The organism is Micromonospora sp. CNZ285, from assembly GCF_004637285.1.
Window position 1 is genome coordinate 6,815,543 of sequence record NZ_SPQD01000001.1, and the last position, 23,698, is coordinate 6,839,240.

Consider the following 23,698-nt stretch of genomic DNA (forward strand, 5'->3'; position numbering starts at 1 on the left):
AGTGATCTGCGTCCGACCCCGGGCCGCCGGGCCGGGCCGGGGCCGGCGGCGGTCGTAACCTGGCACGGTGAGCGAGATCGAGATCCGGGAGCGGCGCTTCGACGCGCCCGAGTCGCAGGCGCTGATCCGGGCGGCGCTGGCCGACCTCGGCGCCCGGTACGGCGGCAGCGGCGACGAGACCCCCGTCGACGCGGCCGAGTTCACCCCGCCGGACGGCACGTTCCTCGTCGCCTACCTGGACGGGCGGCCGGTCGGCTGCGGCGGCTGGCGCAGCCACGGCGAGGACGGCGACACGGCCGAGCTGAAGCGGATGTACACCGACCCGGCGGCCCGGGGCCGGGGCGTGGCCCGCGCGGTGCTCGGCGCGGTCGAGCGGTCCGCCCGCGACCACGGCCGCAAGCGGATCGTGCTGGAGTGCGGCGACAAGCAGCCCGAGGCGATCGCCATGTACACCTCGGCCGGCTACGAGCGGATCCCGAACTTCGGCTTCTACAAGGACGCCCCGGGCTGCCTGTCGTACGGCCGTACCCTCTAGTAGTCCACCGAGATGCGGATCTGGCTCGCGGCGCGGCGGGCGGCGTCCGCGGCCTCGTCCGGGGTGGCGCCCCAGGCCATCAGGTGCCCGCTGCGGTGCGCCGAGGAGAGCAGCTCCGGCACGGTCTGACCGACCTTCGTCTCCACCTGCACGTCGAGCACGCCCGGCACGCGCAGCGCGTCGCGCCTGCCGTCCACGGCGGTCACCCGGCCGGGCGGCGCGATCAGGAACTCGATCGCCGCCGCGCCGGTCGCCCGCGCCGGCAGCTCCGGCCGTTCGCCGCGCAGGATCCGCAGGTACGCCTCGATGACGTCCCGCTCGTAGGCGATCGAGATGAGCGCGGTGATCATGTCGCCGGGCATCCGGGCCGCGCACTCCACGAGCGTCGGCACGCCGTCGGCGAGGATCCACTCGCTGTGCAGCATGCCGCTGCGGAAGCCGGCCGCCTCGGCGAGGCGTACCGCGGCGGCGCGCAGCGCGTCGTGCGCGTCGGCGGGCAGCGCGGACGGCACGGTGTGGCCGGTCTCGACCGGGTAGCGGCCACCGGCGATCCGCTTGTCGGTGACGTTGGCGAAGACCACCTCGCCCTCGGCCACCAGCAGCTCCACGCTGTGCTCGGAACCGACCAGCAGTTCCTCGACGAGCACACCGGTGGGCAGGCCGCGCTCGGTGGCCTCGGCCGGGTCGGGCGGGGCGGCGCTGGCCGTCCAGCGGGCCGGCACCTCGGCCGCGTCGGTGATCAGCTGCACGCCCAGGCTGCCCGAGCGGCGGGTGGGCTTCAGCACGCACCGCCCGCCGTGCGCCTCGGCGAACTCCACCGCCCGCGCCGGGTCGTCGACCAGCTCGTACGCCGGGTTGGCGAGCCCGATCCGGTCGGCGAGCAGCCGCATCCGGTGCTTGTCGGAGAAGACGTCGGCGGCCTCGACGCCGGCGCCGGGGAGGCCGAGCCGTTCGGCGAGCCGGGCGGTGGCGCCGACCGCGTACTCCAGGCCGGGCAGGACCAGCCGCGCGTCGGCGAGGCCGGGCTCGCGGGCGAGCAGGGCGTCCGGGTCGAAGGCGGTCTGGTACTCGGCCGCGACGAGGCGCCCGATCATCGGCAGCCGCTCGGCGAACCGGGCCAGGTCGCGGCGGGCGATCACGTCCGGCTCCTCGACCAGCACCACGCTGCACGGCGGCAGCTCCTGGTCGAACCAGCTCAGCGAGCCGAACGACGCGCCCACCACCACCAGTTGCTCGCGGCCCAGATCGAGGTCCACCGGTCACCCTCCCCACGGCTCGCGCCGGAACCGGACGGCCGGCGCAGCAGCACCCTAACCGGCCGGATCGAGGCGGTCGCCGTACGGTCGGTCAGGGGTGCGGGGGCGGGTCGGCCGATACCGGGTCGGTGGGCACGACGGGTCGCCGGACACGACAGAAGCCGGCGGACCCCGAAGGGATCCGCCGGCGACCGACGATGTTCCGGTGGCGCTACCGCGTCAGGCGCGGGTGACCTTGCCGGCCTTGATGCACGAGGTGCAGACCTTCAACTTCTTGGTGTTGCCGCCACCGGCCGGGGTGCGCACCGACTGGATGTTCGGGTTCCAGCGGCGGTTGGTCCGCCGGTGCGAGTGGGACACGTTGTGGCCGAAGCCCGGCCCCTTGCCACAGACGTCGCACACGCTAGCCACGGGATACTCCTGGGATTGAAACGTTCATGAGGTCGCCGCCAGGCGCTGCCCGGGCAACCTGGTCAGGTTACCCGATGACAGTCGGTACGCCCAACCGGCCCTTTCGCGAGCCCACCCAGCGTACCGGCGTGCCGGCCGGGCCGTCGGCCGGGGCGGACACGCGGCGGACGACCCCGGCGCGTGTCGGTGCGCGCCAGTAGGCTTCCCGACGTGCTGGAGACCCTCGACGCCGCAGCGGTACGCCGCTGGTGCGCGAGCGGGCTGGCCGCCCTCCGGGCCCACCAGGGCGAGATCGACGACCTGAACGTCTACCCGGTGCCCGACGGCGACACCGGCACCAACCTGGTGCTCACGTTCACCTCCGCCCAGCAGGCCCTGGCGATGGACCTCGGCACCCTCCCCGACGACGGGCACACCCCGCACGGGCACGCGCTGCGGCTGATGGCCCGGGGCGCGCTGCTCGGGGCGCGCGGCAACTCCGGGGTGATCCTCTCGCAGATCCTGCGCGGTCTCGCCGACACGCTCGCCGCCGTGCCCGCGGTGCGCGGGCGGCAGCTCGCCGACGCGCTGGCCGACGCCACCGCCGCCGCCTACGCCGCAGTCGCCCGGCCGGTCGAGGGCACGCTGCTCAGCGTGGTCGCCGCCGCGGCGCACGCGGCCCGCCGGGCGGACAGCGACGACCTGCGCGCCGTGGCCCGGGCCGCGAGCGAGGCGGCGGCCCACGCGCTGGCGCGTACCCCCGAGCAGTTGCCGGAGCTGGCCCGCGCGGGCGTGGTCGACGCCGGCGGACGCGGCCTGTGCCTGCTGCTGGACGCGCTGGTCGAGGTCATCACGGGGGAGAGCCCGGGGCAGCCGGCGCCCGCGCCGCCCGCCCGCCGCGCGCCGGTCACCGCCGTGCGGGAGAGCGGCTCCGACGCGTACGCCTACGAGGTGCAGTACCTGCTCGACGCCACCGACGAGGCGGTGACCCGGCTGCGCGCCGAGCTGGACGCGCTCGGCGACTCCCTGGCGATCGTCGGCGACGGCGCCGGCACCTGGAACGTGCACGTGCACGTCAACGACATCGGGGCGGCGGTCGAGGCGGGCGTGGTCGCCGGCCGCCCGCACCGGATCAGCGTGACCCGCTTCGCCGACCAGACCGCCCCGGCGCCGGGGCCGCAGGTGCCGCTGCCGGAGGGGCGGGCCGCCGTGGTGGTCGCCACCGGCGCGGGCATCGCGGAGCTGTTCGCCGCCGAGGGCGCCGTGGTGGTGCCCGCCAACCCGTCCACCGGTGAGCTGCTCGACGCGATCCGGGCCACCGGCGCCGCCCGGGTGGTGGTGCTGCCGAACGACCCGAACACCCAGTCGGTGGCGAGCGCGGCGGCCCGGGAGGCGCACGGCCTCGGCGTGAAGGTGAGCGTGGTGCCGACCCGCTCACCGGTGCAGGCGCTCGCGGCGCTCGCCGTCCGCGATCCGAAGCGGCGGTTCGAGGACGACGTGATCGCGATGGCCGAGGCGGCCGGCGCCTGCCGGTACGCCGAGGTCTGTCACGCCGCCCGGGAGGCGCTCACCGTCGCCGGTCCGGCCCGCCCGGGTGACGTGCTGGCCCTGGTCGAGGGCGAGGTGCACCTGATCGGGCAGGATCTGGTCGACACCTGCACCGCCGTGGTGGACCGGATGCTCGGCGGTGGCGGTGAGCTGGTCACGTTGCTCTGCGGCGCTGATGCGCCGGCCGGGCTGGCCGACCGGGTCCGCGCGCACGTCGAGGGGGCCTGGCCGTTCGTCGAGGTGCAGGCGTACGAGGGCGGGCAGCCGCACTATCCGCTCCTGGTGGGGGTCGAATGACTGGTGAAGCGGCCACTGTGGACACGCCGCTGAAGAAGCTGGTCGGCGAGCGCACGGCGAAGGCGCTGGCCGGGCATCTCGACCTGCACACCGCGGGCGACCTGATCTACCACTTCCCGCGCCGGTACGACGAGCGCGGCGAGCACACCGACATCCGCTCGCTCGACGTGGGGGAGCAGGTCACTGTGCTCGCCCAGGTGCAGCGCACCGCGGTGCGCCCGATGCGCCAGCGGCGCGGCAACCTGCTGGAGGTGACCGTCGGCGACGGCTCCGGCGGCGTGCTCACCTGCACGTTCTTCGGCAACCAGGCGTGGCGCGAGCGGGAGCTGCGGCCCGGTCGGTGGGGGCTGTTCGCCGGCAAGGTGACCGAGTTCCGGGGCAAGCGGCAGCTCAACGGCCCGGAGTACGTCCTGCTCGGCGAGGGCGGCGAGGGCGAGGCGGCCGCGAACGAGGAGGTCGAGGAGTTCGCCGGGGCGCTGATCCCGGTCTACCCGGCCGCGGCGGCGGTACCGACCTGGGTGATCGCCCGCTGCGTCCGCGTCGTGCTCGACACGTTCACCCCGCCGGAGGACCCGCTGCCGGCCACCGTGCGGGCCACCCGCAACCTGGCCGACATCGGCACCGCGCTGCGCGAGATCCACCGCCCGACCAGCAAGGAGGCGCTCTACCGGGCCCGCCGCCGGCTGAAGTGGGACGAGGCGTTCGCCGTGCAGCTCACGCTGGTGCAGCGCAAGCAGCGGGCGGCGGCGTCCCCGGGACGGGCCCGGCCGGCGAAGGCGGGCGGCCTGCTCGACGCGTTCGACGCCCGGCTGCCGTACGAGCTGACCTCCGGCCAGCAGGTCGTCGGGCGGGAGATCGCCGCCGACCTGGCCCGGCCGCACCCGATGCACCGGCTGCTCCAGGGCGAGGTGGGCTCCGGCAAGACGGTGGTGGCGCTGCGCGCCATGCTCCAGGTGGTTGACGCCGGTGGGCAGGCCGCGCTGCTGGCCCCGACCGAGGTGCTCGCCGCCCAGCACCACCGCGGCATCCTCGACCTGCTCGGCCCGCTCGGCCGGGCCGGTGAGCTGGGCGCCGCCGCCGACGCCACCCGGGTGGAGCTGGTCACCGGCTCGCTCGGCGCGGCGGCCCGGCGCCGGGCGCTGGCCGAGGTGGCCGAGGGGCGCGCCGGCATCGTGCTCGGCACGCACGCCCTGCTCTACGAGGGCGTCGACTTCCACGACCTCGGCCTGGTGGTGGTGGACGAGCAGCACCGCTTCGGCGTGGAGCAGCGCGACGCGCTGCGCGCCAAGGCCGAGCAGCCGCCGCACGTGCTGGTGATGACCGCGACCCCGATCCCGCGCACCGTGGCCATGACCGTCTACGGCGACCTGGAGACCTCCACGCTGTCCCAGCTCCCGCAGGGCCGCTCGCCGATCGCCTCGCACGTGGTCCCGGCCGCCGAGAAACCGGCGTTCCTCGACCGGGCCTGGCGCCGGTTGCGCGAGGAGGTCACGAAGGGCCACCAGGCGTACGTGGTGTGCCCGCGGATCGGCGAGGGCCCGGTGTCGGACGAGGAGCCGCCGCGGGAGGACGACAACGGGCGGCGCCCGCCGCTGGCCGTGACCGAGGTGGCCCCGCTGCTGGCCGAGGGGCCGCTGCACGGGCTGCGAATCGGGGTGCTGCACGGGCGGCTGCCGGCCGACGAGAAGGACGCGGTGATGCGCGCGTACGCCGACGGCGAACTGGACGTGCTGGTCGCGACCACAGTGGTCGAGGTCGGCGTGAACGTGCCGAACGCGACGGTGATGATCGTGCTGGACGCCGACCGGTTCGGCGTCTCCCAGCTGCACCAGTTGCGCGGCCGGGTGGGCCGGGGCTCGGCCGCCGGTCTGTGCCTGCTGGTGACCGAGGCGGCCGAGGGCTCCTCCGCGCGGGAGCGGCTGGACGCGGTCGCCTCCACCACCGACGGCTTCAAGCTCGCCGAACTCGACCTGGAGCAGCGCCGGGAGGGCGACGTGCTGGGCGCGACCCAGTCCGGCCGGCGCTCGCACCTGCGGCTGCTGTCGCTGCTGCGCGACACCGAGCTGATCCGCGACGCGCGGGCCGAGGCGATCGAACTGGTCGAGGAAGACCCGGATCTTTCCCGGCATCCGGCGCTGGCGGCGTCGGTCGCCGCGCTCGTCGACGAGGAGCGCGCCGAATACCTGGAGAAGGGCTGACGGCGGGCCCGGCCGGCGCCCCAGTGCGGCTTCGCGGGACTGCGGCGCGGGCGTCGCGTGCCTAGGCTCGCGCAGATGTCGACACCATCACTCGAACACGGCGTGCTGCTGCTGACCCGGGGCGACGAACTCGTGGTGGACCGGGTGGCCGGAGTCGCCGACGAGGCGTCCGGCCGGCGGTGCACCGCGGCGACGCGGTTCCAGATCGCTTCGATCAGCAAGCAGATGGCCGCCGTGGCGGTGCTGCTGCTCGCCGAGCGGGGAGCGCTGAGCCTGTCCGATCCGGTGGTACGCCGGCTGCCCGGCACACCGCCGCCACAGTGGTCCGGCATCACGCTGCACCACCTGCTCACCCACACGTCGGGCCTGGGCCACTGGGAGGACTACCCGGCGATCGACCTGCACGGGCCGGCCGAGCCGGACGAACTGCTGGAGCGGTTCGCGGCGCTGCCGCCGCTGTTCCGGCCCGGAGCCGGGTGGCACTACAGCAGCCCCGGCTACGTGCTGCTGGCCCGGACCGTCGAGCGCGTGGCCGACCGGCCGTACGCCGAGTTCCTCGCCGAGGAGGTCTTCGCGCCGCTGGGCATGACTGGTAGCTTCGCCGGTTCCGGCGACGGGCGGGCGGACGTGGCGGTCGGGCACGAGGTCGGCCGTCCGGTGCCGTCCTGGGACCTGACGACGGTCAGCCTGGGCGCTGGTGACGTGTGGTGCACCGGGGCGGACCTGCTCACCTGGCTCGACGTACCGCGCCGGGGCCGGCTGCTCGGCGCGGCCTCGGTGGCGACGATGACCGCGCCGCACGCGCCCACCGGACGGCCCGACGAGGCGTACGGCTACGGCTTCTTCGTCGGCCCGCTGGCCGGCCGGCGGGCGCTGCACCACTCCGGGGACAACGGCGGCTACAAGGCGTTCGCCGCCTGGCTGCCCGACTCCGACCAGCGGCTCGTGCTGCTGACGAACCGGGCCGAGGTCGATCCGCGAACGATCACGTCGGCGCTCGACGCGGCCTGACCGCCCGTACGCACGGCGAGGGCGCGCCGGCCGGGTGGTCGGCGCGCCCTCGGTGCGGATCAGCGGATCAGGCGGTGAAGCGGATCCGGCGGCGACGGGCCACCACGAACAGCACCGCGCCGGCGGCCAGCAGCAGCGTCGCGCCACCGGCGATGGCGCCCGCGGCCGGGCCGGTCACCGGCAGGCCGCCGTCCTGCCCGGAGCAGTCCCGCGGCGCGGTGTACGGGATGGTCTCGGACTCCTCGGCCACGTCGTACTTCACGGTGACGGTGAGGCCCCGGTACGCCTCGAACTCGACCGAGCCGGCCTTGCCCGGCTCGGAGACGAGCTTTCTGCTCTCGCCCTTCTCGGTGGTGAACGTGGCGGTGAAGGCGATGCCGTCGGCCGGGTTCTCCACGATGAAGGTCATCGAGTCGCAGTCCTGGTCCAGCTTGAAGACCGGTTCACCTGGCTCGGCCGGCGGCGCGGACGGCGCCGGCGGGGTGGACGGGCTCGGCGGGATGGACGCCGACGGCGTCGGGGTCGGCGAGGCGGGCGTGCTCGGCGTGGGCGTGGGGCTCGGCGGCGTGCTGGGCGACGGCGACGGCGACGGGCTCTGCGTCGCGCAGTCCCGCCCCGGGCGGGCCACCACCGTGCGCTCGCCGTCGTGCGACTTGCGGCCCCGCTCCCAGTGCGCGGCGACGGTCAGCTTCAGCTCCGGGATCGGGCCGGTGAACGTGTGGGTCTGGGTGCCGGTCAGCGGGCCCTGGCCGGCCGGCTTCAGTTCCGCGCCGACCGCCAGCCCGCCGCTGATCGCGCCGGGCACCGTGGATTCGACTTTGGTGATGCGGCCGGAGATGTCGGTCTCGCTGCTGATCACCGACCAGGTCACGGTGACGTTGCCGTTCTCGGCGGCGCAGTAGCTGCCGGACGGCTCGGGGTGGTGGGCGGCGGCCGGGCCGGCGACGGTGGCGACGCCCGCGAGGCCGAGCAGCGCGCCGGCGGTGAGGACGGCGGCACGCCGGAGGTGGAGACGGTTCACGCCTACTCCTGACGAGGGGAGGATGGGAGAGGCCGGGCGGAGGGACCGAAGCCACGCGTCCGCTCGGCAATCGGGCCAGACCCTAGCGAGATCGACAGTGCGGGCGTCACCGTGATCGAAGGGTCGTAAAGGGTCTGTTATGTATTCGAGATCATTGATGTACGTCGAGTCACGGATCGTCGCGCCGGGTACGTCGTGCCCGCCTCGCGGCGTCGCGTAGCGTCGGGGCATGCGCAGGGAGCGACGGTGACCCGGATCGTGGCCGGCACGCTCGGCGGCCGGCGGATCGCCGCGCCACCGGGTGCCGGTACCCGGCCCACCTCCGACCGGGTCCGTGAGGCGCTGTTCAGCGCCGTGCACTCGCACGCCGACCTGGACGGGGCACGCTTCGCCGACCTGTACGCCGGTTCCGGCGCGGTCGGTCTGGAGGCGCTGTCCCGGGGCGCGGCCCACGTGCTGCTCGTCGAGTCCGACGCGCGGGCCGCCCGGGTGATCCGGGAGAACATCGCCACGCTGCGGGCCGCGCCGGCCGCCCGCCTGGTCACCGGCAGGGTCGCCACCGTGCTGGCGGCCGGTCCGGACGGCGGGCCGTACGACGTGGTCTTCGCCGATCCGCCGTACGCGGTGCCGGACGCCGAGATCACCGCGATGCTGGCGGCGCTGGTCGACGGCGGCTGGCTCGCCCCGGACGCCCTGGTGATCGTCGAGCGGTCCAGCCGTACCGGACCGGTCACGTGGGTGGAAGGTGTCACTCCGGAGCGCAGCAGACGTTACGGCGAGACCACTCTTTGGTACGGTCGCCGATCATGAGACGTGCGGTCTGCCCGGGCTCGTTCGACCCGGTCACCAACGGACACCTCGACATCATCGGCCGGGCCAGCCGGCTGTTCGACGAGGTGATCGTCGGAGTGCTGGTCAACCAGTCCAAGCAGGGCCTGTTCACGGTCGAGGAGCGCATCGGGATGCTCCGCGAGGTGACCGCCTCGTACGACAACGTCCGCGTGGAGTCGTTCCGCGGCCTGCTCGTCGACTTCTGCCGGGCGCAGCAGGCGAGTGTGCTGATCAAGGGCCTGCGGGCGGTGAGCGACTTCGACTACGAGTTGCAGATGGCCCAGATGAACATCGGCCTGGCCGGCGTGGAGACGCTCTTCATGCCGACCAACCCGCTCTACTCGTTCATCTCGTCCAGCCTGATCAAGGACGTGGCGAAGTGGGGCGGCGACATCTCCGCCCACGTCCCCGACCTGGTCCGAGCCCAGCTCTCCGCCCGCCTCCGCCCCTGACCCGGGCCCCCGCCCGCCTGACCCCCGCGATCTTGCAGTTTCGGCCCGGACATTCCTCCTGCAAGGGACGAGCGCCGGGCCGCAAGTGCAAGATCGCCGGGGAGAGGGGCGGGGGAGGCGCGGACGGGGCGACGCGCCGGGTGGGGCGGGTGGGGTGGTTGTGGCTCGGGCGCGACATGATGTCTGCAGCGCCGAGACCGGGCGCGAGGCCGCATGATGGAGGGCGGCCGACGAAGACAGGAGTGAGGTACCGGTGGACCCGCTCGATCGCATCGACGAACTGATCGCCATGGTGGAGCAGGCCCGCTCCGTCCCGATGTCGCGCAACAACTGCATGGTCGACCGGGGCGAGATGATCGCCGCGCTCGACGAGCTGCGCGCGGAGCTTCCCGCCGACCTGCGCCGGGCCGCCGCGCTGCTGGAGGAGCGGGACAAGATCATGGAGGCCGGCAAGCGCGAGGCCGACCGGATCATCAGCGAGGGTGAGGCGGAACACGCCCGGCTCGTCTCGGTCAACGAGATCACCGTCTCGGCCGAGCACGAGGGCGCGCGGATCATCGCCGAGGCGCGGGCCGAGGCGCAGCGCCTCCGCGAGGAGGTGGACGACTACGTCGACACCGCGCTGGCGAACTTCGAGCAGTTCCTCACCCGGGCGCTGGCCTCGATAGAGCGCGGCCGGGACAAGATGCACGCGCTGCGCGAGATCGGGACCTTCGGCGGGGACGAGGCGGACCGCCCGCTACCCTTCTGAGCGGCGCGCGGGCCGGTCGCCGACAGCCGGCTCCCGCCGGGCCGGAGGCGAGCCCCCGGTTCGACGGTCCGCCCGTCTGGCAGGTAACCTTCTTTGTCGGCCTCTCAACGGCCGGAGTCTGACTATGCCCAAACACTCGCCAAGCACACTCAACCCCAGGTCGCCGCTGGTCCTCGACACGAGGGAACTGCCGCGCCGACCTGGCGCGTTGCGTACGCACAAGCGGGTCGTGCCGGCACCGGCGGACCTCGGCGTGGAGTTGATCGGCGTGCCGGAGGGCGCGGACCTCGACCTCGACCTGAGGTTGGAGTCGGTGTCCGAGGGCGTACTCGTCTCCGGGACCGTCACCGGTCCCGTCAAGGGCGAGTGCGGCCGCTGCCTGCGCGAGATCGACGACTCGTTGGCCGTGACGATCCAGGAGCTGTACGCGTACGAGAACAGCACCACGGACGACACGACCGAGGAGGACGAGGTGGGCCGGATGCAGGGCGATCTGATCGACCTGGAGCCGGCGTTGCGGGACGCGGTGGTGCTGGCGCTGCCGACGAACCCGCTCTGCCGGGAGGACTGCCCAGGCCTGTGCCCCGAGTGTGGGGTGCACTGGGACGATCTGCCGGCCGACCACAGCCATCAGCAGGTCGACCCGCGTTGGGCGAGCCTGACGCAACTGACCCGTACAGAGGAGTAAGAACCGTGGCCGTCCCCAAGCGCAAGATGTCGCGCAGCAACACCCGCGCCCGCCGGGCGAACTGGAAGGCCTCGGCGGTGGCGACCGTGGCCTGCCCGCAGTGCAAGTCGGCCAAGCTGCCGCACGCCGCCTGCTCCGTCTGCGGCACCTACAACGGCCGTCAGGTCCTCGAGGTCTGACCCGGCTGCCGAGTGACGTCCCCGACCACCGGTCGGGTGACGCGCGCACCAAGGCTCTCGCCCGGTGCCCCGGCTCCCGCCACCGCCGACCGGTTCACGGTCGGCGGATCGTCGGAGCCGGGCACCGCGCGGATCGCCGTCGACCTCCTCGGCGGGGACGATGCTCCCGCCGTCGTGGTTGACGGCGCTCTGCGAGCGGTACGCACGGATCCCGCCCTGCACCTGATGCTCGTCGGCCCGATCGAGGTGGCCGACGAGCTGATCGGTGCGCTCGACCCGGCCCAGCGCGCCCGGGTCACGGTCCGCCCGGTGCGGACCGTCGTCGGCATGGCCGACCATCCCACCGCCGCCCGCGGCGAGAGCACGGTACGCACCGCCGTGCAGGCCGTCCGCGACGGGCTCGCCGACGCGGTCGTCTCCGCCGGCTCGACCGGCGCCACAGTGACCGCCGCCGCGCTCGGCCTCGGCCGCTGGACCGGGATACGCCGTCCGGCGCTCGCCGCCACGCTGCCCGCCGTCGAGGGGCCGGTGGTGCTGCTCGACGTCGGCGGCACGCTCGAACCCGGCCCGGCCACGCTGGCCCGGCACGCCCTCCTCGGTGCCGCCTACGCGTCGGTGGCCCACGCCGTCACCGCGCCCCGCGTCGGGTTGCTCTCCGTCGGCCTCGAGACGGGCAAGGGTGACCGGCTGCGCCGCGTCGCCGCGCCCGCGCTCGCCGCCGCGCCGCTGCCCTGCGACGGCCGCTACGTCGGCCTGGTCGAGGGGTACGACATCTCGCTCGGCGCCCGCGCCGACGTCGTGGTGACCGACGGCTTCACCGGAAACGTCCTGCTGAAGGCCATCGAGGGCGCGTACGCCATGGCCGGCGGCCCGCCGTCACGCGGCGGCGCCCCGCGTGCCGCGGCGCTGCTCGGGGTGGGCGGCACCGTGGTCGTGTGCCACGGCGCGGCCAGCGCCGAGGACGTCGCCTCCGGCATCGCGCTGGCCGCGCACCTGTGGCGCCGCGACGCCGCCGGGACCGCCCGCGACCTGCTCGCCGACATCCCGCACGATCCCGCACCTGACCGACACGACACCGAGGTAGCACCATGACCAACGACAAGCGGCGGCGTGCTCCCGTCGGCCACCTGGAGGCGGCCTTCGGGGTGTCGCTCGACCCGGAACTGCTGGAACGCGCGCTGACCCACCGCTCGTACGCGTACGAGAACGGCGGCCTGCCCACGAACGAGCGGCTGGAGTTCCTGGGCGACTCGGTACTCGGCGTGGTGATCACCACAGCCCTGTTCCACAACCACCCCGACCTGCCCGAGGGGCAGCTGGCGAAGCTGCGTGCCAGCGTGGTCAACATGCGGGCGCTCGCCGACGTGGCGCGTGGCCTGGGCCCGGACGGGCTCGGGGCGTACCTGCTGCTCGGCAAGGGCGAGGAGGCCACCGGCGGACGGGACAAGGCGAGCATCCTGGCCGACACGCTGGAGGCGCTGCTGGGCGCGATCTACCTCCAGTACGGCCTGGACACCGCCGCCATCGTCATCCACCGGCTGTTCGACCCGCTGATGGCCGAGTCGGCGGGCCGGGGCGCGGCGCTGGACTGGAAGACCAGCCTCCAGGAGCTGACCGCCGCGCTCGGGCTCGGCGTGCCCGAGTATCGGATCGAGGGCACCGGGCCGGATCACCTCAAGACGTTCACCGCCTGGGTGGTGGTGGCCGGCAACCGCTACGGCGGCGCGGAGGGGCGCAGCAAGAAGGAGGCCGAGCAGCGCGCGGCCGAGTCGGCCTGGCGGACGCTCACCGAGCAGGCCGAGGCCGAGGCCGCGGCGGCGGCACAGGCCGAGGCGGCGGCGCGGGCCGAGGCGGAGACGAGCCCGCAGGACGACACCACCGACGTGGAGGCGGGCGCGGGCCGTGCCTGAGCTGCCCGAGGTCGAGACCGTCCGGGTGGGACTCGCCCAGTGGGTGATCGGCCGCCGGATCGCCGCCGTCGAGGTGCGCCACCCCCGGGCGGTACGCCGGCACGCGCCCGGCAGTGCGCACTTCGCCGACGTGCTCGCCGGCCGAACGATCACCGGGGTACGCCGCCGCGGCAAGTACCTCTGGCTGCCGCTGGACAGCGGCGACGCGGTGATCGGCCACCTCGGCATGTCCGGCCAGCTGCTGCTGCAGCCGGTCGGCGCGGCCGACGAACTGCACCTGCGGGTCCGGTTCCGGTTCGCCGACGACGGGCCGGAGCTGCGCTTCGTCGACCAGCGCACGTTCGGCGGGCTGTCCGTGTCCGAAGGCGGGGCGGAGCTGCCCGCCGAGATCGCCCACATCGCCCGGGACCCGATGGACCCGGAGTTCTCCGACGAGGCGTTCGTGGCGGCGCTGCGGCGCAAGCGTACGGAGATCAAACGCGCGCTGCTCGACCAGACACTGATCTCCGGGGTGGGCAACATCTACGCCGACGAGGCACTGTGGCGGGCGAAGCTGCACGGCACCCGCCCGGCCGACGCGCTGACCCGTCCGGCCGCGCTGCGGCTGCTCGGGCACGTGCGGGACGTGCTCGCCGAGGCGATCAAGCAGGGCGGCACCAGCTTCGACGAGCTGTACGTCAACGTCAACGGCGAGAGCGGCTACTTCGACCGGTCGCTCAACGCGTACGGCCGGGAGGGGGAGCCCTGCCCGCGCTGCGGCGCGCCGATCCGGCGGGAGGCGTTCATGAACCGGTCCTCCTACAGCTGCCCGCGATGCCAGCCGCGGCCCCGGGGCACCCTCCGGGGATGACCCCGAGCCGGTTCGGGGTTGCGCCGGTGTGCATCGCCGGACGGTCCCCGGAGACGCGCCGGAGCGTACCCGGAGATGCCCTTTTCCGCCCGGTCCGCGCGGCCGGTTCCGGCCGTGCGGACCTCGCCCGGCGGATCGGGGACGAGCGGGGGCCGTTCCCCGATGTCGGGGCCCCGCCTGCTGCCTAGCGTCATCTGGGGTCGGCACAGGGCCGGCATCAGGAGGGTGGAACCCGGGACATGGGCAGGCGACCGGTGACCGTGCGGCTGGCACGGTGGAGTGCGGAGCATCCGTGGCGCGCGATCGCGTTGTGGGTGGTCTTCGTGGCGGTGTGTTTCGTGGGCGGCAGCGCCGCCGGGCTGAACGAGGCGACCGACGAGGATCAGGCGATCGGCGAGTTCGGACAGGCACAGCTGATCGTCGACAGTGGCGGGTTCGACCGGCCGGCGACCGAGAACGTGCTGATCACCGCCCGTTCGGGTTCGCTCGACCAGGCCGCGGCGAAGGCCGCCGCGCAGGACGCGGCGGACCGGCTGCGGCAGGTCGACGGTGTGGCCTCGATCGGTACGCCGATGCCGTCGCGCGACGGCAGCGCGCTGCTGGTGCCGATCACCATGTCGGGCGACCCGGGCACCGCCGGGGACCGGGTGCAGCCGCTGCGGGACACCACCGCGAAGGTGCAGGACGCGCACCCGCAACTGCGGGTGGAGCAGGTCGGCGGCCCGTCGATCGACAAGGCGCTCGACGACACGCTCGGCAAGGACTTCAAGCGCGCCGAGCTGCTGAGCCTGCCGGTGACGCTGGCCATCCTGATCATCGCGTTCGGCGCGCTGATCGCCGCCGGGGTGCCGGTACTGCTGGCGCTGTCCTCGGTGGCCGCCGCGATGGGTCTCTCCACACTCGCCTCGCACCTGGTGCCGGCCACCGACACCACGGCCAGCGTCATCCTGCTGATCGGCATGGCGGTCGGCGTGGACTACTCGCTGTTCTACGTGCGGCGGGAACGGGAGGAACGGGCGAAGGGCCGCTCCGGCCTGGACGCGGTGGAGATCGCGGCGGAGACCTCCGGGCACGCCGTGGTGGTCTCCGGCACCGCCGTGATCATCTCGATGGGCGGCCTGCTGCTCGCCCAGGACGCGATCTTCTCCTCGCTGGCGGTCGGCTCGATCCTGGTGGTGGCGGTCGCCGTGATCGGCTCGCTCACCGTGCTGCCGGCGCTGCTGGCGAAGCTGGGCCGCTGGGTGGACCGGCCGCGGGTGCCGCTGCTGTGGCGCCTCACCGCGCCGCGCAACGGGCAGCCGGCCCGGCCCCGGTTCTGGCCGGCGGTGCTCAAGCCGGCGCTGCGCGCGCCGGTGGCCACGCTGCTGATCTCGGTCGCGCTGCTGCTCGCCCTCGCCGCGCCCGCGCTCGGCATGAAGCTGAAGTTCCCCGGCCCGGAGGACGTGCCGCGCACCACCGCCGCCATGCAGGCGTACGACCGGCTCACCGCGGCCTTCCCGAGCAACGGCACCAGCCACACGGTCGCCGTGCGGGCGCCGGCCGAGCAGGCCGACCGGGTGCGGGCCGCGCTCACCGACCTGGCCGGCCGTACCGCCGCCGACCCGCTCTTCGCGCCGGCCGAGGGGGACGGCCCGGAGATCCAGGTGTCGGCGGACCGGCGGGTGTCGGTGCTGGAGGTGGCCACGCCGCACGCCAGCCGCTCCGACGAGGCGTCCCGGTCGCTGCACGAGCTGCGTGAGGACCTGGTCCCGGCCACGCTCGGCGGCATCCCGGGCGTCGAGTACGCGGTCGGCGGCGGCGTGGCCGCCAGCGAGGACTACGCCGCCCACATCTGGGCGAAGCTGCCGATCGTCGCGGCGTTCGTGCTGGCGCTGACGTTCCTGGTGATGGCGTGGACGTTCCGGTCGATCGTGGTGGCGCTGACCTCGATCGTGCTGAACCTGCTCTCCGCCGGCGCCGCGTACGGGCTGCTGGTGCTGGTCTTCCAGAGCACCTGGGCGGAGGGGCTGCTCGGCTTCACCTCGATGGACGCGATCGTCACCTGGCTGCCGCTGTTCCTGTTCGTGGTGCTTTTCGGACTGTCGATGGACTACCACGTCTTCGTGGTCAGCCGGATCCGCGAGGCGGTCGACCGGGGCATGCCCACCCGGGAGGCGGTGGCGCACGGCATCACCTCGTCGGCCGGCGTGGTGACCAGCGCGGCGGTGGTGATGGTGGCGGTGTTCTCCATCTTCGCCACACTCAGCATGATCGATTTCAAGCAGCTCGGCATCGGCCTGGCGGCGGCGATCCTGCTGGACGCCACGATCATCCGCGCGGTCGTGCTGCCCTCGGTGATGACGCTGCTCGGCGACGCGAACTGGTGGGCGCCGCGCTTCATGCGCCGCCGGCGGCCCGTCCCGGCGGTCGAGCCGCCGCCCGCCCCGGCGCCGGAGCTGGTCGGCGCCCGCTGACCCGGGGCCGCCCCGGCGGCATCCGTTCCCCGTGACACGCCCGGGAGCCACCGCTCCCGGGCGTGTCGCTCTCCGATGGCGTCACGGCAGGGCGCACGGCTCCCGCCAGGCGTCCAACTGGCGGTCCTTGCGGATCGAGGCGAAGCCGTAGCCGACCGAGGTGACGCAGAAGTCGGCCGGCTCGCCGGTGTACTCGACGTGGAAGACCGGCTTGCCGGCGTCGACGAACGGCAGCAGCTTCGCGCACTCGCGGCGGCGTACGCACTCCTGGTTGACCGCGAAGTCGAAGTCGGGGGCCAGCGCGGCCACCTGCGGCACGTCGTCGACCAGGCCGGGAGAGAGGTCCAGCTTGCGGGCCAGCCCGGCCAGCCGGCGGTTGAACAGCAACTGGTCGTCGAAGTCCAGCGGGAAGCCGGAGCGGTGCCGGTAGCCGTCCGCGTCTGCGAGCGCCACCGCGCCGAAGCCCTTGCCCCGGCACAGCCGGAACCGGTCGGCCAGCACCGGCGCGAGCGCGTCCCAGCCCCGTAGGTCCAGGAAACGGCTCCCCGGCCGCCCCGGCACGCCCGCGCCGCGCACGGCGGTGGGGAAGCGGGTGGCGTCCGGGTCGTCGGCGGCGTACGTGCCGACCCGGACGTGGCAGACCAGCCGGCGGCCCCGCTCGCGCAGCGCGGCGGTCTCGGCCGAGGTGGTCGCCACCGGGTCGAGGAGGAAGACGTCGGCGTCGACTGTGAGGTCCACCGGGGTGGTGAGCTGCCACTGCCACCGCCAGCTGTCGGCCTGCGCCGCCGGCCAGGGCGTGGGCGCGCCGGGGGGCGTGACCGGCCGGCGGCAGGCCGGCACCGGGGCGAGCAGCAGCGCGGTCAGCGCGAGCGCCACGCCCCGGCGCGGGCCACGTCGGCGGACGTGGGCCGGCCGGGAGCGCGGCACGGCCCACACCGGCCGGATCCGCATCGACAGCTCCCCGGACGCGGGCGGCCCGACGCCGCCCCCGACCGGTCAACGAGCGCCGGGCCGGTCACGACGCGCGGTCAGCTCGGGGTGGCGAAGACCTGCGTCCAGTACGGCCCGTTGCTGCGCGCCACACCCACCCCGATCTGGGTGTACGAGCAGTTGAGGATGTTCTTCCGGTGGCCCTCGGAGTTCATCCAGCCCTCCATGACCGCCGCCGGGGTCTGGTAGTTCCAGGCCACGTTCTCGCCCACCATGCGGTAGCTGTAGCCGGCGGCCTTGACCCGGTCCCAGGGCTGGCTGCCGTCGCTGCCCGTGTGGTCCATCTTCTGGTGGTCGGCCTGGTCCTGGCTGTGCCGCTGGGCGGCCAGGTTCAGCTTGGCGTTGACGGTGAGCGCCTTGCAGCCGGCCTTCGCCCGCTCCTGGTTGACGATCGTGACGACCTTCTGGAGTTCCGCGCTGAGCCCGGTCGTGGCGGTGGTCTTGGTGCTCGTGGAGCCGCCGCTGGACCCGCCACTGCTCGACCCGCCGCCGGGGGCGCTGCTGCGCTCCTGCTGCCGCGACGGGGCGGTGCTGCGGCTCGGCTTCGGGGTGGCCTTCTTCGTCGGGCTCGGCGCGGCGGTGGTCGGTACGGCGGACGGGCTCGCCGACTCGGGCGCGAGCGCGGCGGGTCCGTCATCGGTCCCGTCGGGCGCCTGCGGCGCGGCGGCCACCGGCGCGTCGGCGGAGGTGCGCTGAGTGCCCTGGTCGTCGCCGGGCAGCAGGACGGCGCCCACGCCGAGGCTCACCACGAGCGTCGCCGCGGCGGCGGCCCCGCCGATCACGAGCGGCCGGGACAGGCGCCGCTTCGGGCGCCGCCGGTCGTCGGCCGGGGTGTCGGTCGCCGGCTGCCAGGTCGCGGTGGGCTGCTCCCAGCCACCGGCCGGCTGCTCCTGCCCCGGCCAGGCGGCGGGCTGTTCCCGGCCCTGCCAGGTGGCCGGCTGCTCGTGGCCCTGCCACGCGCCGTGCTGGTCCTGGCCCTGCCATGCGGGCTCCTGGCCGTGCCACGCGGCGGTGTGCTGCTCCTCGCCGTTCCACCGGTCCCGGGGTGCCGGGGGCGCGTTCTCCGGGCCGTAGCCCGCGGGGGCCGGACCGGCGGGCGGCCGCTGCGCGGCGTCCCCGAACAGGTACGACGACCGCGGCTCGGGCCGGTCGCTGAGCCACGCCGGACCCTCGTCGGTCGGCGGCTCGGGACGCCGGCGGGCGCCCTCCGGTTCGATCGGGTCGTTCCAGCGGTACACGCCTGTCCCCTCCACGGGTCGGTTGCGGGCCCGGGTGACGCTACGGGCGCGCTCCAAGCTGCGGCAACGTGGCTAAGAAAGAGTTAAGGCGAAGCCGGCGGCGAGGATGAGTCGTTCACGCATTTCCGGCGTACAGTAAAGGCGTCCGGACAGAGCGTGTCCGCGCCTTGTGGCAGCCCCCCGGCGAGTGGACCGGCAGACGTGGAGATGATCTACGGCCTTGGTCAACTTGACGAAGGAGGGGGTTTCGGCTCAATATGTAGGTGTCGCCAGTCGCGCCCAGCCATGCCCCGATGCAGTGGGAATGGCAGCCGCGAACATCATGGGCGCGCGTTGGCCGGCCTTTCCGGCAGCGCACATCAAGGAGTCAGCATGGCGAAGGCCCTCTACGGCCACGTAAGTGCAGCGCCCGACCGGCGTCTGCTCGACGAGGTCACCCGACTGCGTGCCAGGGTTCAGGCACTGGAGTTCGAGATCACGCGTCTGCGCGCCGACAACGATCGGCTTGCGGCGGCAGCGGCGGAGGCCGATGACCTCCTCCGTCTGGCCGAGCCCGCACTGACCTGATCTCCAGTTGTCGGAAAACTGAATCGCACCACACCGAAAAGCGCGCCGACACTCAAGTGCCGGCGCGCAGCCATGTGCGGACCCCTTTTCGTCGCCGCCGTCGTAATTCTCGATCTTGCAGAAGTGCCCGGAATTGCGCCCGGTAATTGTGATCATGCATTTCCGTTCCGCCCGCGACGGCCGGGCGGAAAGCGGACAGCCGGTCCGGCGGGTGGGTCGCGTGGCGGCGGCGCCCCGGTCCCGGGTTAGTCTGCGGGTTCACCAGGTCCGCGCAGCCGGCGACGGTACGGCGGCCACCGGACGAGGATCGAGAAGGTGCATCTCAAGAGCCTGACGGTGAAGGGCTTCAAATCCTTCGCCTCCGCCACGACGTTGAAGCTGGAGCCCGGGATCACCTGCGTGGTGGGCCCGAACGGCTCCGGCAAGTCCAACGTCGTCGACGCCATCGCCTGGGTGCTCGGCGAGCAGGGCGCCAAGGCGCTGCGCGGCGGCAAGATGGAGGACGTCATCTTCGCCGGCACCGCCGGGCGGGCGCCGCTGGGCCGGGCCGAGGTCACCCTCACCATCGACAACACCGACGGCGCGCTGCCGATCGAGTACACCGAGGTCTCCATCACCCGCCGGATGTTCCGCTCCGGCGAGAGCGAGTACGAGATCAACGGCGACTCCTGCCGCCTGCTCGACATCCAGGAGCTGCTGTCCGACTCGGGCATCGGCCGCGAGATGCACATCATCGTCGGGCAAGGCCGGCTCGACGGCATGCTGCACGCCAAGCCGGAGGACCGGCGCGCGTTCATCGAGGAGGCGGCGGGCGTCCTCAAGCACCGCAAGCGCAAGGAGAAGGCGCTGCGGAAGCTCGACGCGATGCAGACCAACCTCAACCGCCTGACCGACCTCACCGCCGAGCTGCGCCGCCAGCTCAAGCCGCTGGGCCGGCAGGCCGAGGTGGCCCGCCGCGCCGCCGGCATCCAGGCCAACCTGCGCGACGCCCGGCTGAGGCTGCTCGCCGACGACCTGCACACGCTGCGGACCACACTGGACAAGGAGATCGCCGACGAGACCGCGCTGCGCGAGCGGCGCGAGCTGATCGAGGCCGAGCACGGCGAGGTGCAGGGCCGCCTCGGCGAGCTGGAGGCGGCGCTGGCCGAGGACGCCCCGCTCCTCGCGGCCGCGCAGGACACCTGGTACCGCCTCTCCGCGCTCCAGGAGCGGTTCCGCTCGATCGAGCAGCTGGCCCGGGAGCGGCTGCGTCACCTCAGCGCCGCCGGCGACGACGAGCGCCCCGGGCGCGACCCGGAGCAGCTGGAGGCGGAGTCGCGGCGGGTCCGCGAGCAGGAGGAGGAGCTGCGCGCCGCGCTCACCGAGGACCAGATCCGGCTGGCCGAGGCGGTCGAGCACCGCCAGGAGCTGGAACGCCAGCTCGCCGCCGCCGAACGGGAACTGGTCGCCGCGGCCAAGGCGATCGCCGACCGGCGGGAAGGGCTGGCCCGCCTGACCGGCCAGGTCAACTCCGCCCGGGCGCGGACCACGAGCGCCGGCGAGGAGATCGAACGGCTCGCCGCCGCGCACACCGACGCGATGGGCCGGGCCGAGAAGGCGCAGGCCGACCTGGACGCGGTAGCCGAACAGTCGACCGAGGCGGACCGGGACAACGCCGACCTGGACGCGCGGCACGACGAGGCGGTGGCCGTCCACGAGCGGGCTCAGGCGGCGGTGCGCAGCCTTGCCGACGGTGAGCGCGCCGCCGAGAAGGACGCCGCCACCTGGAAGGCCCGCGAGGAGGCGCTCGCCATGGGCCTGCGCCGCAAGGACGGCGCCGGGGAACTGCTGGCCCGCGCCGACCAGGTGCCCGGCCTGCTCGGCAGCCTCGCCGGGCTGCTCACCGTCGCGCCCGGTGACGAGGCGGCGCTCGCCGCCGCGCTGGGCGGCCTGGCCGACGCGGTGGCGGTCAGCGGCGTGGACGAAGCCGTCGAGGCGATGCGGCTGCTCAAGATCTCCGACGCGGGCCGGGCCGGGCTGCTGGTCGGCAGCCCCGCCGGTCCGGGCATGGACGGTCCCGCCGACGCGCTGCGCCCGAAGCTGCCCGAGGGTGCCCGCTGGGCCCCCGACCTGGTGGAGTGCTCGTCCGCGATCCGCCCGGCCGTGCACCGGGCGCTGCGCGACGTGGCGCTCGTCGACGACCTCGCCGCCGCGTCCGCGCTCGTCGCCGCGAACCCGGAGCTGCGCGCGGTCACGCCCGACGGCGACGTGGTCGGTGCGTACGCGGCGGCGGGCGGGTCGGCCAAGGCGCCCAGCTTCATCGAGGTGCAGGCCGCTGTCGAGGAGGCGCGGGCCAACCGGGCCACCGCCGAACGCACCGCCGCCGAGCTGCGCGAACAGCTGGCCGAGGCGCGCGCCGAGGTGGCCGCCGCCAAGGAGGCGGTGCAGCACGCCGCCGCCGCCAAGCGGGAGGCGGAGAGCCACCGCAACGCCGCCGCGCGCCGCCTCGCCGAACTGGGCGCCGCCGCCCGCTCGGCGAAGGCGGAGACCGACCGGCTCGGCGAGTCCCGGGCCCGCGCCGAGGCGGCCCGGGAACGGGACCTCGCGGCGCTCGCCGAGCTGGAGGAACGGCTGCGGCTGGCCGAGGCCACCCCGATCGACGCCGAACCGTCCGCCGAGGAACGCGACCAGCTCGCCGCCATGGTGCCGCAGGCGCGGCAGAACGAGATGGAGGTCCGGCTCGCGGTGCGTACCGCCGAGGAGCGGGTGGCCTCGATCGCCGGGCGGGCCGACTCGCTGGCCCGGCAGGCCACCGCCGAACGGGCGGCGCGGGAGCGCGCCGCGGCCCGGCGCGCGGCCCGCACGCGCGGCGCCCAGATCGCCCGGGCCGTGGTCGGCGGCGCCCGCGAGGCGCTGACCCGGCTCACCGTCTCCATCGCCCGGGCCGAGGAGCACCGCGACGCCGTCGCCCGCGAACGCGCCGCGCGCGAGGCCGAGCTGTCCGAGGTACGCGGCGCGGCCAAGCGCCTCGCCGCCGAGCTGGAGCGGCTCACCAGCCAGGTGCACCGCGACGAGGTGGCCCGCGCCGAGCAGCGGATGCGCATCGAGCAGTTGGAGGCGAAGGCCGCCGAGGACTTCGGTCTGGACGTGCCCACGCTCGTCGCCGAGTACGGCCCGGACCGGCTGGTCCCGCCCACCGACGCGGACGTGGCGCTCGCCGAGAAGGAGGGCCGGCCGGTGCCCGAGCCGGTCCGCTACGAGCGGCCGGTGCAGGAGAAGCGGGCCGCCAAGGCGGAGCGGGAGCTGGCCCTGCTGGGCAAGGTGAACCCGCTCGCGCTGGAGGAGTTCGCCGCGCTGGAGGAGCGCTTCAAGTTCCTCTCCGAGCAACTGGAGGACCTCAAGGCCACCCGGCGTGACCTGCTCACCGTGGTCAAGGACGTGGACGACCGGATCCTTGAGGTCTTCGCGAGCGCGTTCGAGGACACCGCACGGGAGTTCGAGCAGGTCTTCACCGTGCTGTTCCCCGGCGGCGAGGGCCGGCTCGTGCTCACCGACCCGGAGGACCTGCTCACCACAGGCGTCGAGGTCGAGGCCCGCCCGCCGGGCAAGAAGATCAAGCGGCTCTCGCTGCTCTCCGGCGGGGAGCGGTCGCTGACCGCGGTGGCGATGCTCGTGGCGATCTTCCGCGCCCGGCCCAGCCCGTTCTACATCATGGACGAGGTGGAGGCGGCGCTCGACGACGTGAACCTGGGCCGCCTGATCACGCTGCTGGCGCAGTTGCGGGAGAAGAGCCAGCTCATCGTGATCACGCACCAGAAGCGGACCATGGAGATCGCCGACGCGCTCTACGGAGTGACGATGCGCGCCGGTGTGACCCAGGTGATCAGCCAGCGGCTCAACCGGGCCGACGACGAGGAACAGGTGACGAGCGAGTGAGTCGGGAACGCGCCACGGCGCTCCTGGTGGACTTCGACGGCGTACTGCGCCGCTGGGATCCGGCGGTGGCCGCCGGCGTCGAGCGGGAGTACGGGCTGACCGAGGGCGTCCTCGGTGAGATCGCGATGTCCTGGGGACTGCTCCAGCCGGTGCTCACCGGCCAGGTCAGCCACGCCCAGTGGATGGTGAGCGTGGCCGACGCGCTGACCCCCACGGTCGGCGCGGACCGGGCCCGCGCGGCGGTCCAGGAGTGGCAGAGCTACCGCGGTGAGGTCGACCCGGAGGTGCTGGCGTTCCTCCGCGAGGTACGTGCCGCGGGCATCCGGGTCGGGCTGGGCACCAACGCCACCGACCTGCTCGACGCCGACCTGGCCGCGCTGGGCCTGACCGAGGAGCTGGACGTGATCGTCAACTCCTCGGTCGTCGGGGTGCACAAGCCGGCGAAGGAGTACTTCCAGGCCGCCTGCGAGGCGTTGGCGACGCCACCGGGGCGGGTGCTGTTCGTCGACGACGAGGACCGCGCGGTGGCCGGCGCCCGGGTGGCGGGTCTGTCCGCGCACCGCTGGAGCGGCCCGGCCGACCTGCGGTACCTGCGGGCGGCGCTGGCGTACTGATCCG

21 protein-coding genes are annotated in these 23,698 nt (G+C 74.3%); 16 read left to right on the forward strand and 5 right to left on the reverse strand.

Annotation, left to right across the window (positions count from 1 at the left end; all coding sequences use genetic code 11):
- The first annotated feature begins 67 nt into the window (after positions 1 to 67).
- Positions 68 to 535 carry a GNAT family N-acetyltransferase gene (locus CLT75_RS31605; RefSeq protein ID WP_135243728.1) on the forward strand — a complete coding sequence of 156 codons (468 nt, stop codon included), beginning with the start codon at positions 68 to 70 and terminating at the stop codon, positions 533 to 535.
- Here CLT75_RS31605 and CLT75_RS31610 read toward each other — a convergent pair.
- Together CLT75_RS31610 and rpmB are read right to left on the reverse strand one after the other, a co-directional pair.
- Positions 532 to 1,791: an ATP-grasp domain-containing protein gene (locus CLT75_RS31610; protein ID WP_135243729.1), complete on the reverse strand. Its 1,260-nt coding sequence runs from the start codon at positions 1,789 to 1,791 to the stop codon at positions 532 to 534. The genes CLT75_RS31605 and CLT75_RS31610 overlap by 4 nt on opposite strands.
- Positions 1,792 to 2,010: 219 nt before the next feature.
- On the reverse strand, positions 2,011 to 2,202 hold the full coding sequence (gene rpmB, locus CLT75_RS31615; RefSeq protein WP_011905179.1) for a 50S ribosomal protein L28: 192 nt from the start codon (positions 2,200 to 2,202) through the stop codon (positions 2,011 to 2,013).
- Between the two features lie 210 nt (positions 2,203 to 2,412).
- Between rpmB and CLT75_RS31620 the strand changes: the two genes are divergently transcribed.
- The 3 genes from CLT75_RS31620 (at position 2,413) to CLT75_RS31630 (ending at position 7,235) form a co-directional block, all read left to right on the forward strand.
- A complete protein-coding gene (locus CLT75_RS31620; RefSeq protein WP_135243730.1) occupies positions 2,413 to 4,026 on the forward strand; it encodes a DAK2 domain-containing protein in 1,614 nt (537 codons plus the stop codon).
- Positions 4,023 to 6,224 carry an ATP-dependent DNA helicase RecG gene (gene recG, locus CLT75_RS31625; protein ID WP_135243731.1) on the forward strand — a complete coding sequence of 734 codons (2,202 nt, stop codon included), beginning with the start codon at positions 4,023 to 4,025 and terminating at the stop codon, positions 6,222 to 6,224. Before CLT75_RS31620 ends, recG begins: the two co-directional genes overlap by 4 nt.
- Before the next feature lie 75 nt (positions 6,225 to 6,299).
- A complete protein-coding gene (locus CLT75_RS31630) occupies positions 6,300 to 7,235 on the forward strand; it encodes a serine hydrolase domain-containing protein (RefSeq protein WP_135243732.1) in 936 nt (311 codons plus the stop codon).
- A 67-nt stretch (positions 7,236 to 7,302) separates the two neighbouring features.
- Here the strand turns inward: CLT75_RS31630 and CLT75_RS31635 are convergent, their stop codons facing one another.
- A complete protein-coding gene (locus tag CLT75_RS31635) occupies positions 7,303 to 8,256 on the reverse strand; it encodes a cell wall anchor protein (protein WP_135243733.1) in 954 nt (317 codons plus the stop codon).
- A 246-nt stretch (positions 8,257 to 8,502) separates the two neighbouring features.
- Between CLT75_RS31635 and rsmD the strand changes: the two genes are divergently transcribed.
- From rsmD to CLT75_RS31680, 9 genes are all read left to right on the forward strand, one after another.
- On the forward strand, positions 8,503 to 9,066 hold the full coding sequence (rsmD, locus tag CLT75_RS31640) for a 16S rRNA (guanine(966)-N(2))-methyltransferase RsmD (protein ID WP_135243734.1): 564 nt from the start codon (positions 8,503 to 8,505) through the stop codon (positions 9,064 to 9,066).
- On the forward strand, positions 9,063 to 9,539 hold the full coding sequence (gene coaD, locus CLT75_RS31645; protein ID WP_135243735.1) for a pantetheine-phosphate adenylyltransferase: 477 nt from the start codon (positions 9,063 to 9,065) through the stop codon (positions 9,537 to 9,539). The genes rsmD and coaD overlap by 4 nt, the downstream gene beginning before the upstream one ends.
- 253 nt (positions 9,540 to 9,792) lie before the next feature.
- Positions 9,793 to 10,290, forward strand: a complete 498-nt coding sequence (locus CLT75_RS31650; RefSeq protein ID WP_135243736.1) for an SPFH domain-containing protein — start codon at positions 9,793 to 9,795, stop codon at positions 10,288 to 10,290.
- A gap of 124 nt (positions 10,291 to 10,414) precedes the next feature.
- A complete protein-coding gene (locus CLT75_RS31655; RefSeq protein WP_135243737.1) occupies positions 10,415 to 10,978 on the forward strand; it encodes a YceD family protein in 564 nt (187 codons plus the stop codon).
- Positions 10,979 to 10,983: 5 nt separating this feature from the next.
- The gene (gene rpmF / locus CLT75_RS31660; RefSeq protein WP_030500827.1) at positions 10,984 to 11,157 is read left to right on the forward strand and encodes a 50S ribosomal protein L32; all 174 of its coding nucleotides are present in this window, start codon (positions 10,984 to 10,986) and stop codon (positions 11,155 to 11,157) included.
- Positions 11,158 to 11,289: 132 nt separating this feature from the next.
- The gene (locus CLT75_RS31665) at positions 11,290 to 12,249 is read left to right on the forward strand and encodes a phosphate acetyl/acyltransferase (protein WP_209310512.1); all 960 of its coding nucleotides are present in this window, start codon (positions 11,290 to 11,292) and stop codon (positions 12,247 to 12,249) included.
- Entirely contained in the window at positions 12,246 to 13,067 is an 822-nt protein-coding gene (gene rnc, locus CLT75_RS31670; RefSeq protein WP_135243739.1) for a ribonuclease III, read from the forward strand. Before CLT75_RS31665 ends, rnc begins: the two co-directional genes overlap by 4 nt.
- Entirely contained in the window at positions 13,060 to 13,917 is an 858-nt protein-coding gene (mutM, locus tag CLT75_RS31675) for a bifunctional DNA-formamidopyrimidine glycosylase/DNA-(apurinic or apyrimidinic site) lyase (RefSeq protein WP_135243740.1), read from the forward strand. The genes rnc and mutM overlap by 8 nt, the downstream gene beginning before the upstream one ends.
- A 239-nt stretch (positions 13,918 to 14,156) precedes the next feature.
- Positions 14,157 to 16,370, forward strand: a complete 2,214-nt coding sequence (locus tag CLT75_RS31680; protein WP_135243741.1) for an MMPL family transporter — start codon at positions 14,157 to 14,159, stop codon at positions 16,368 to 16,370.
- 81 nt (positions 16,371 to 16,451) lie between these two features.
- On the opposite strand, the gene CLT75_RS31685 is transcribed toward CLT75_RS31680, so the two are convergent.
- Together CLT75_RS31685 and CLT75_RS31690 are read right to left on the reverse strand one after the other, a co-directional pair.
- Complete coding sequence (locus CLT75_RS31685) at positions 16,452 to 17,321, reverse strand: endo alpha-1,4 polygalactosaminidase (protein WP_135243742.1); 870 nt, start codon at positions 17,319 to 17,321, stop codon at positions 16,452 to 16,454.
- 77 nt (positions 17,322 to 17,398) lie between these two features.
- Positions 17,399 to 18,598, reverse strand: coding sequence for a CAP domain-containing protein (locus CLT75_RS31690; protein ID WP_135243743.1), 1,200 nt, complete (start codon positions 18,596 to 18,598; stop codon positions 17,399 to 17,401).
- A gap of 372 nt (positions 18,599 to 18,970) precedes the next feature.
- Here CLT75_RS31690 and CLT75_RS31695 point away from each other — a divergent pair, with 372 nt between their 5' ends.
- From CLT75_RS31695 to CLT75_RS31705, 3 genes are all read left to right on the forward strand, one after another.
- Positions 18,971 to 19,165, forward strand: coding sequence for a hypothetical protein (locus CLT75_RS31695; protein ID WP_013284566.1), 195 nt, complete (start codon positions 18,971 to 18,973; stop codon positions 19,163 to 19,165).
- 315 nt (positions 19,166 to 19,480) lie between these two features.
- A complete protein-coding gene (gene smc / locus CLT75_RS31700; protein WP_135243744.1) occupies positions 19,481 to 23,080 on the forward strand; it encodes a chromosome segregation protein SMC in 3,600 nt (1,199 codons plus the stop codon).
- Entirely contained in the window at positions 23,077 to 23,694 is a 618-nt protein-coding gene (locus CLT75_RS31705) for an HAD-IA family hydrolase (protein WP_135243745.1), read from the forward strand. Before smc ends, CLT75_RS31705 begins: the two co-directional genes overlap by 4 nt.
- Positions 23,695 to 23,698 lie beyond the last annotated feature (4 nt).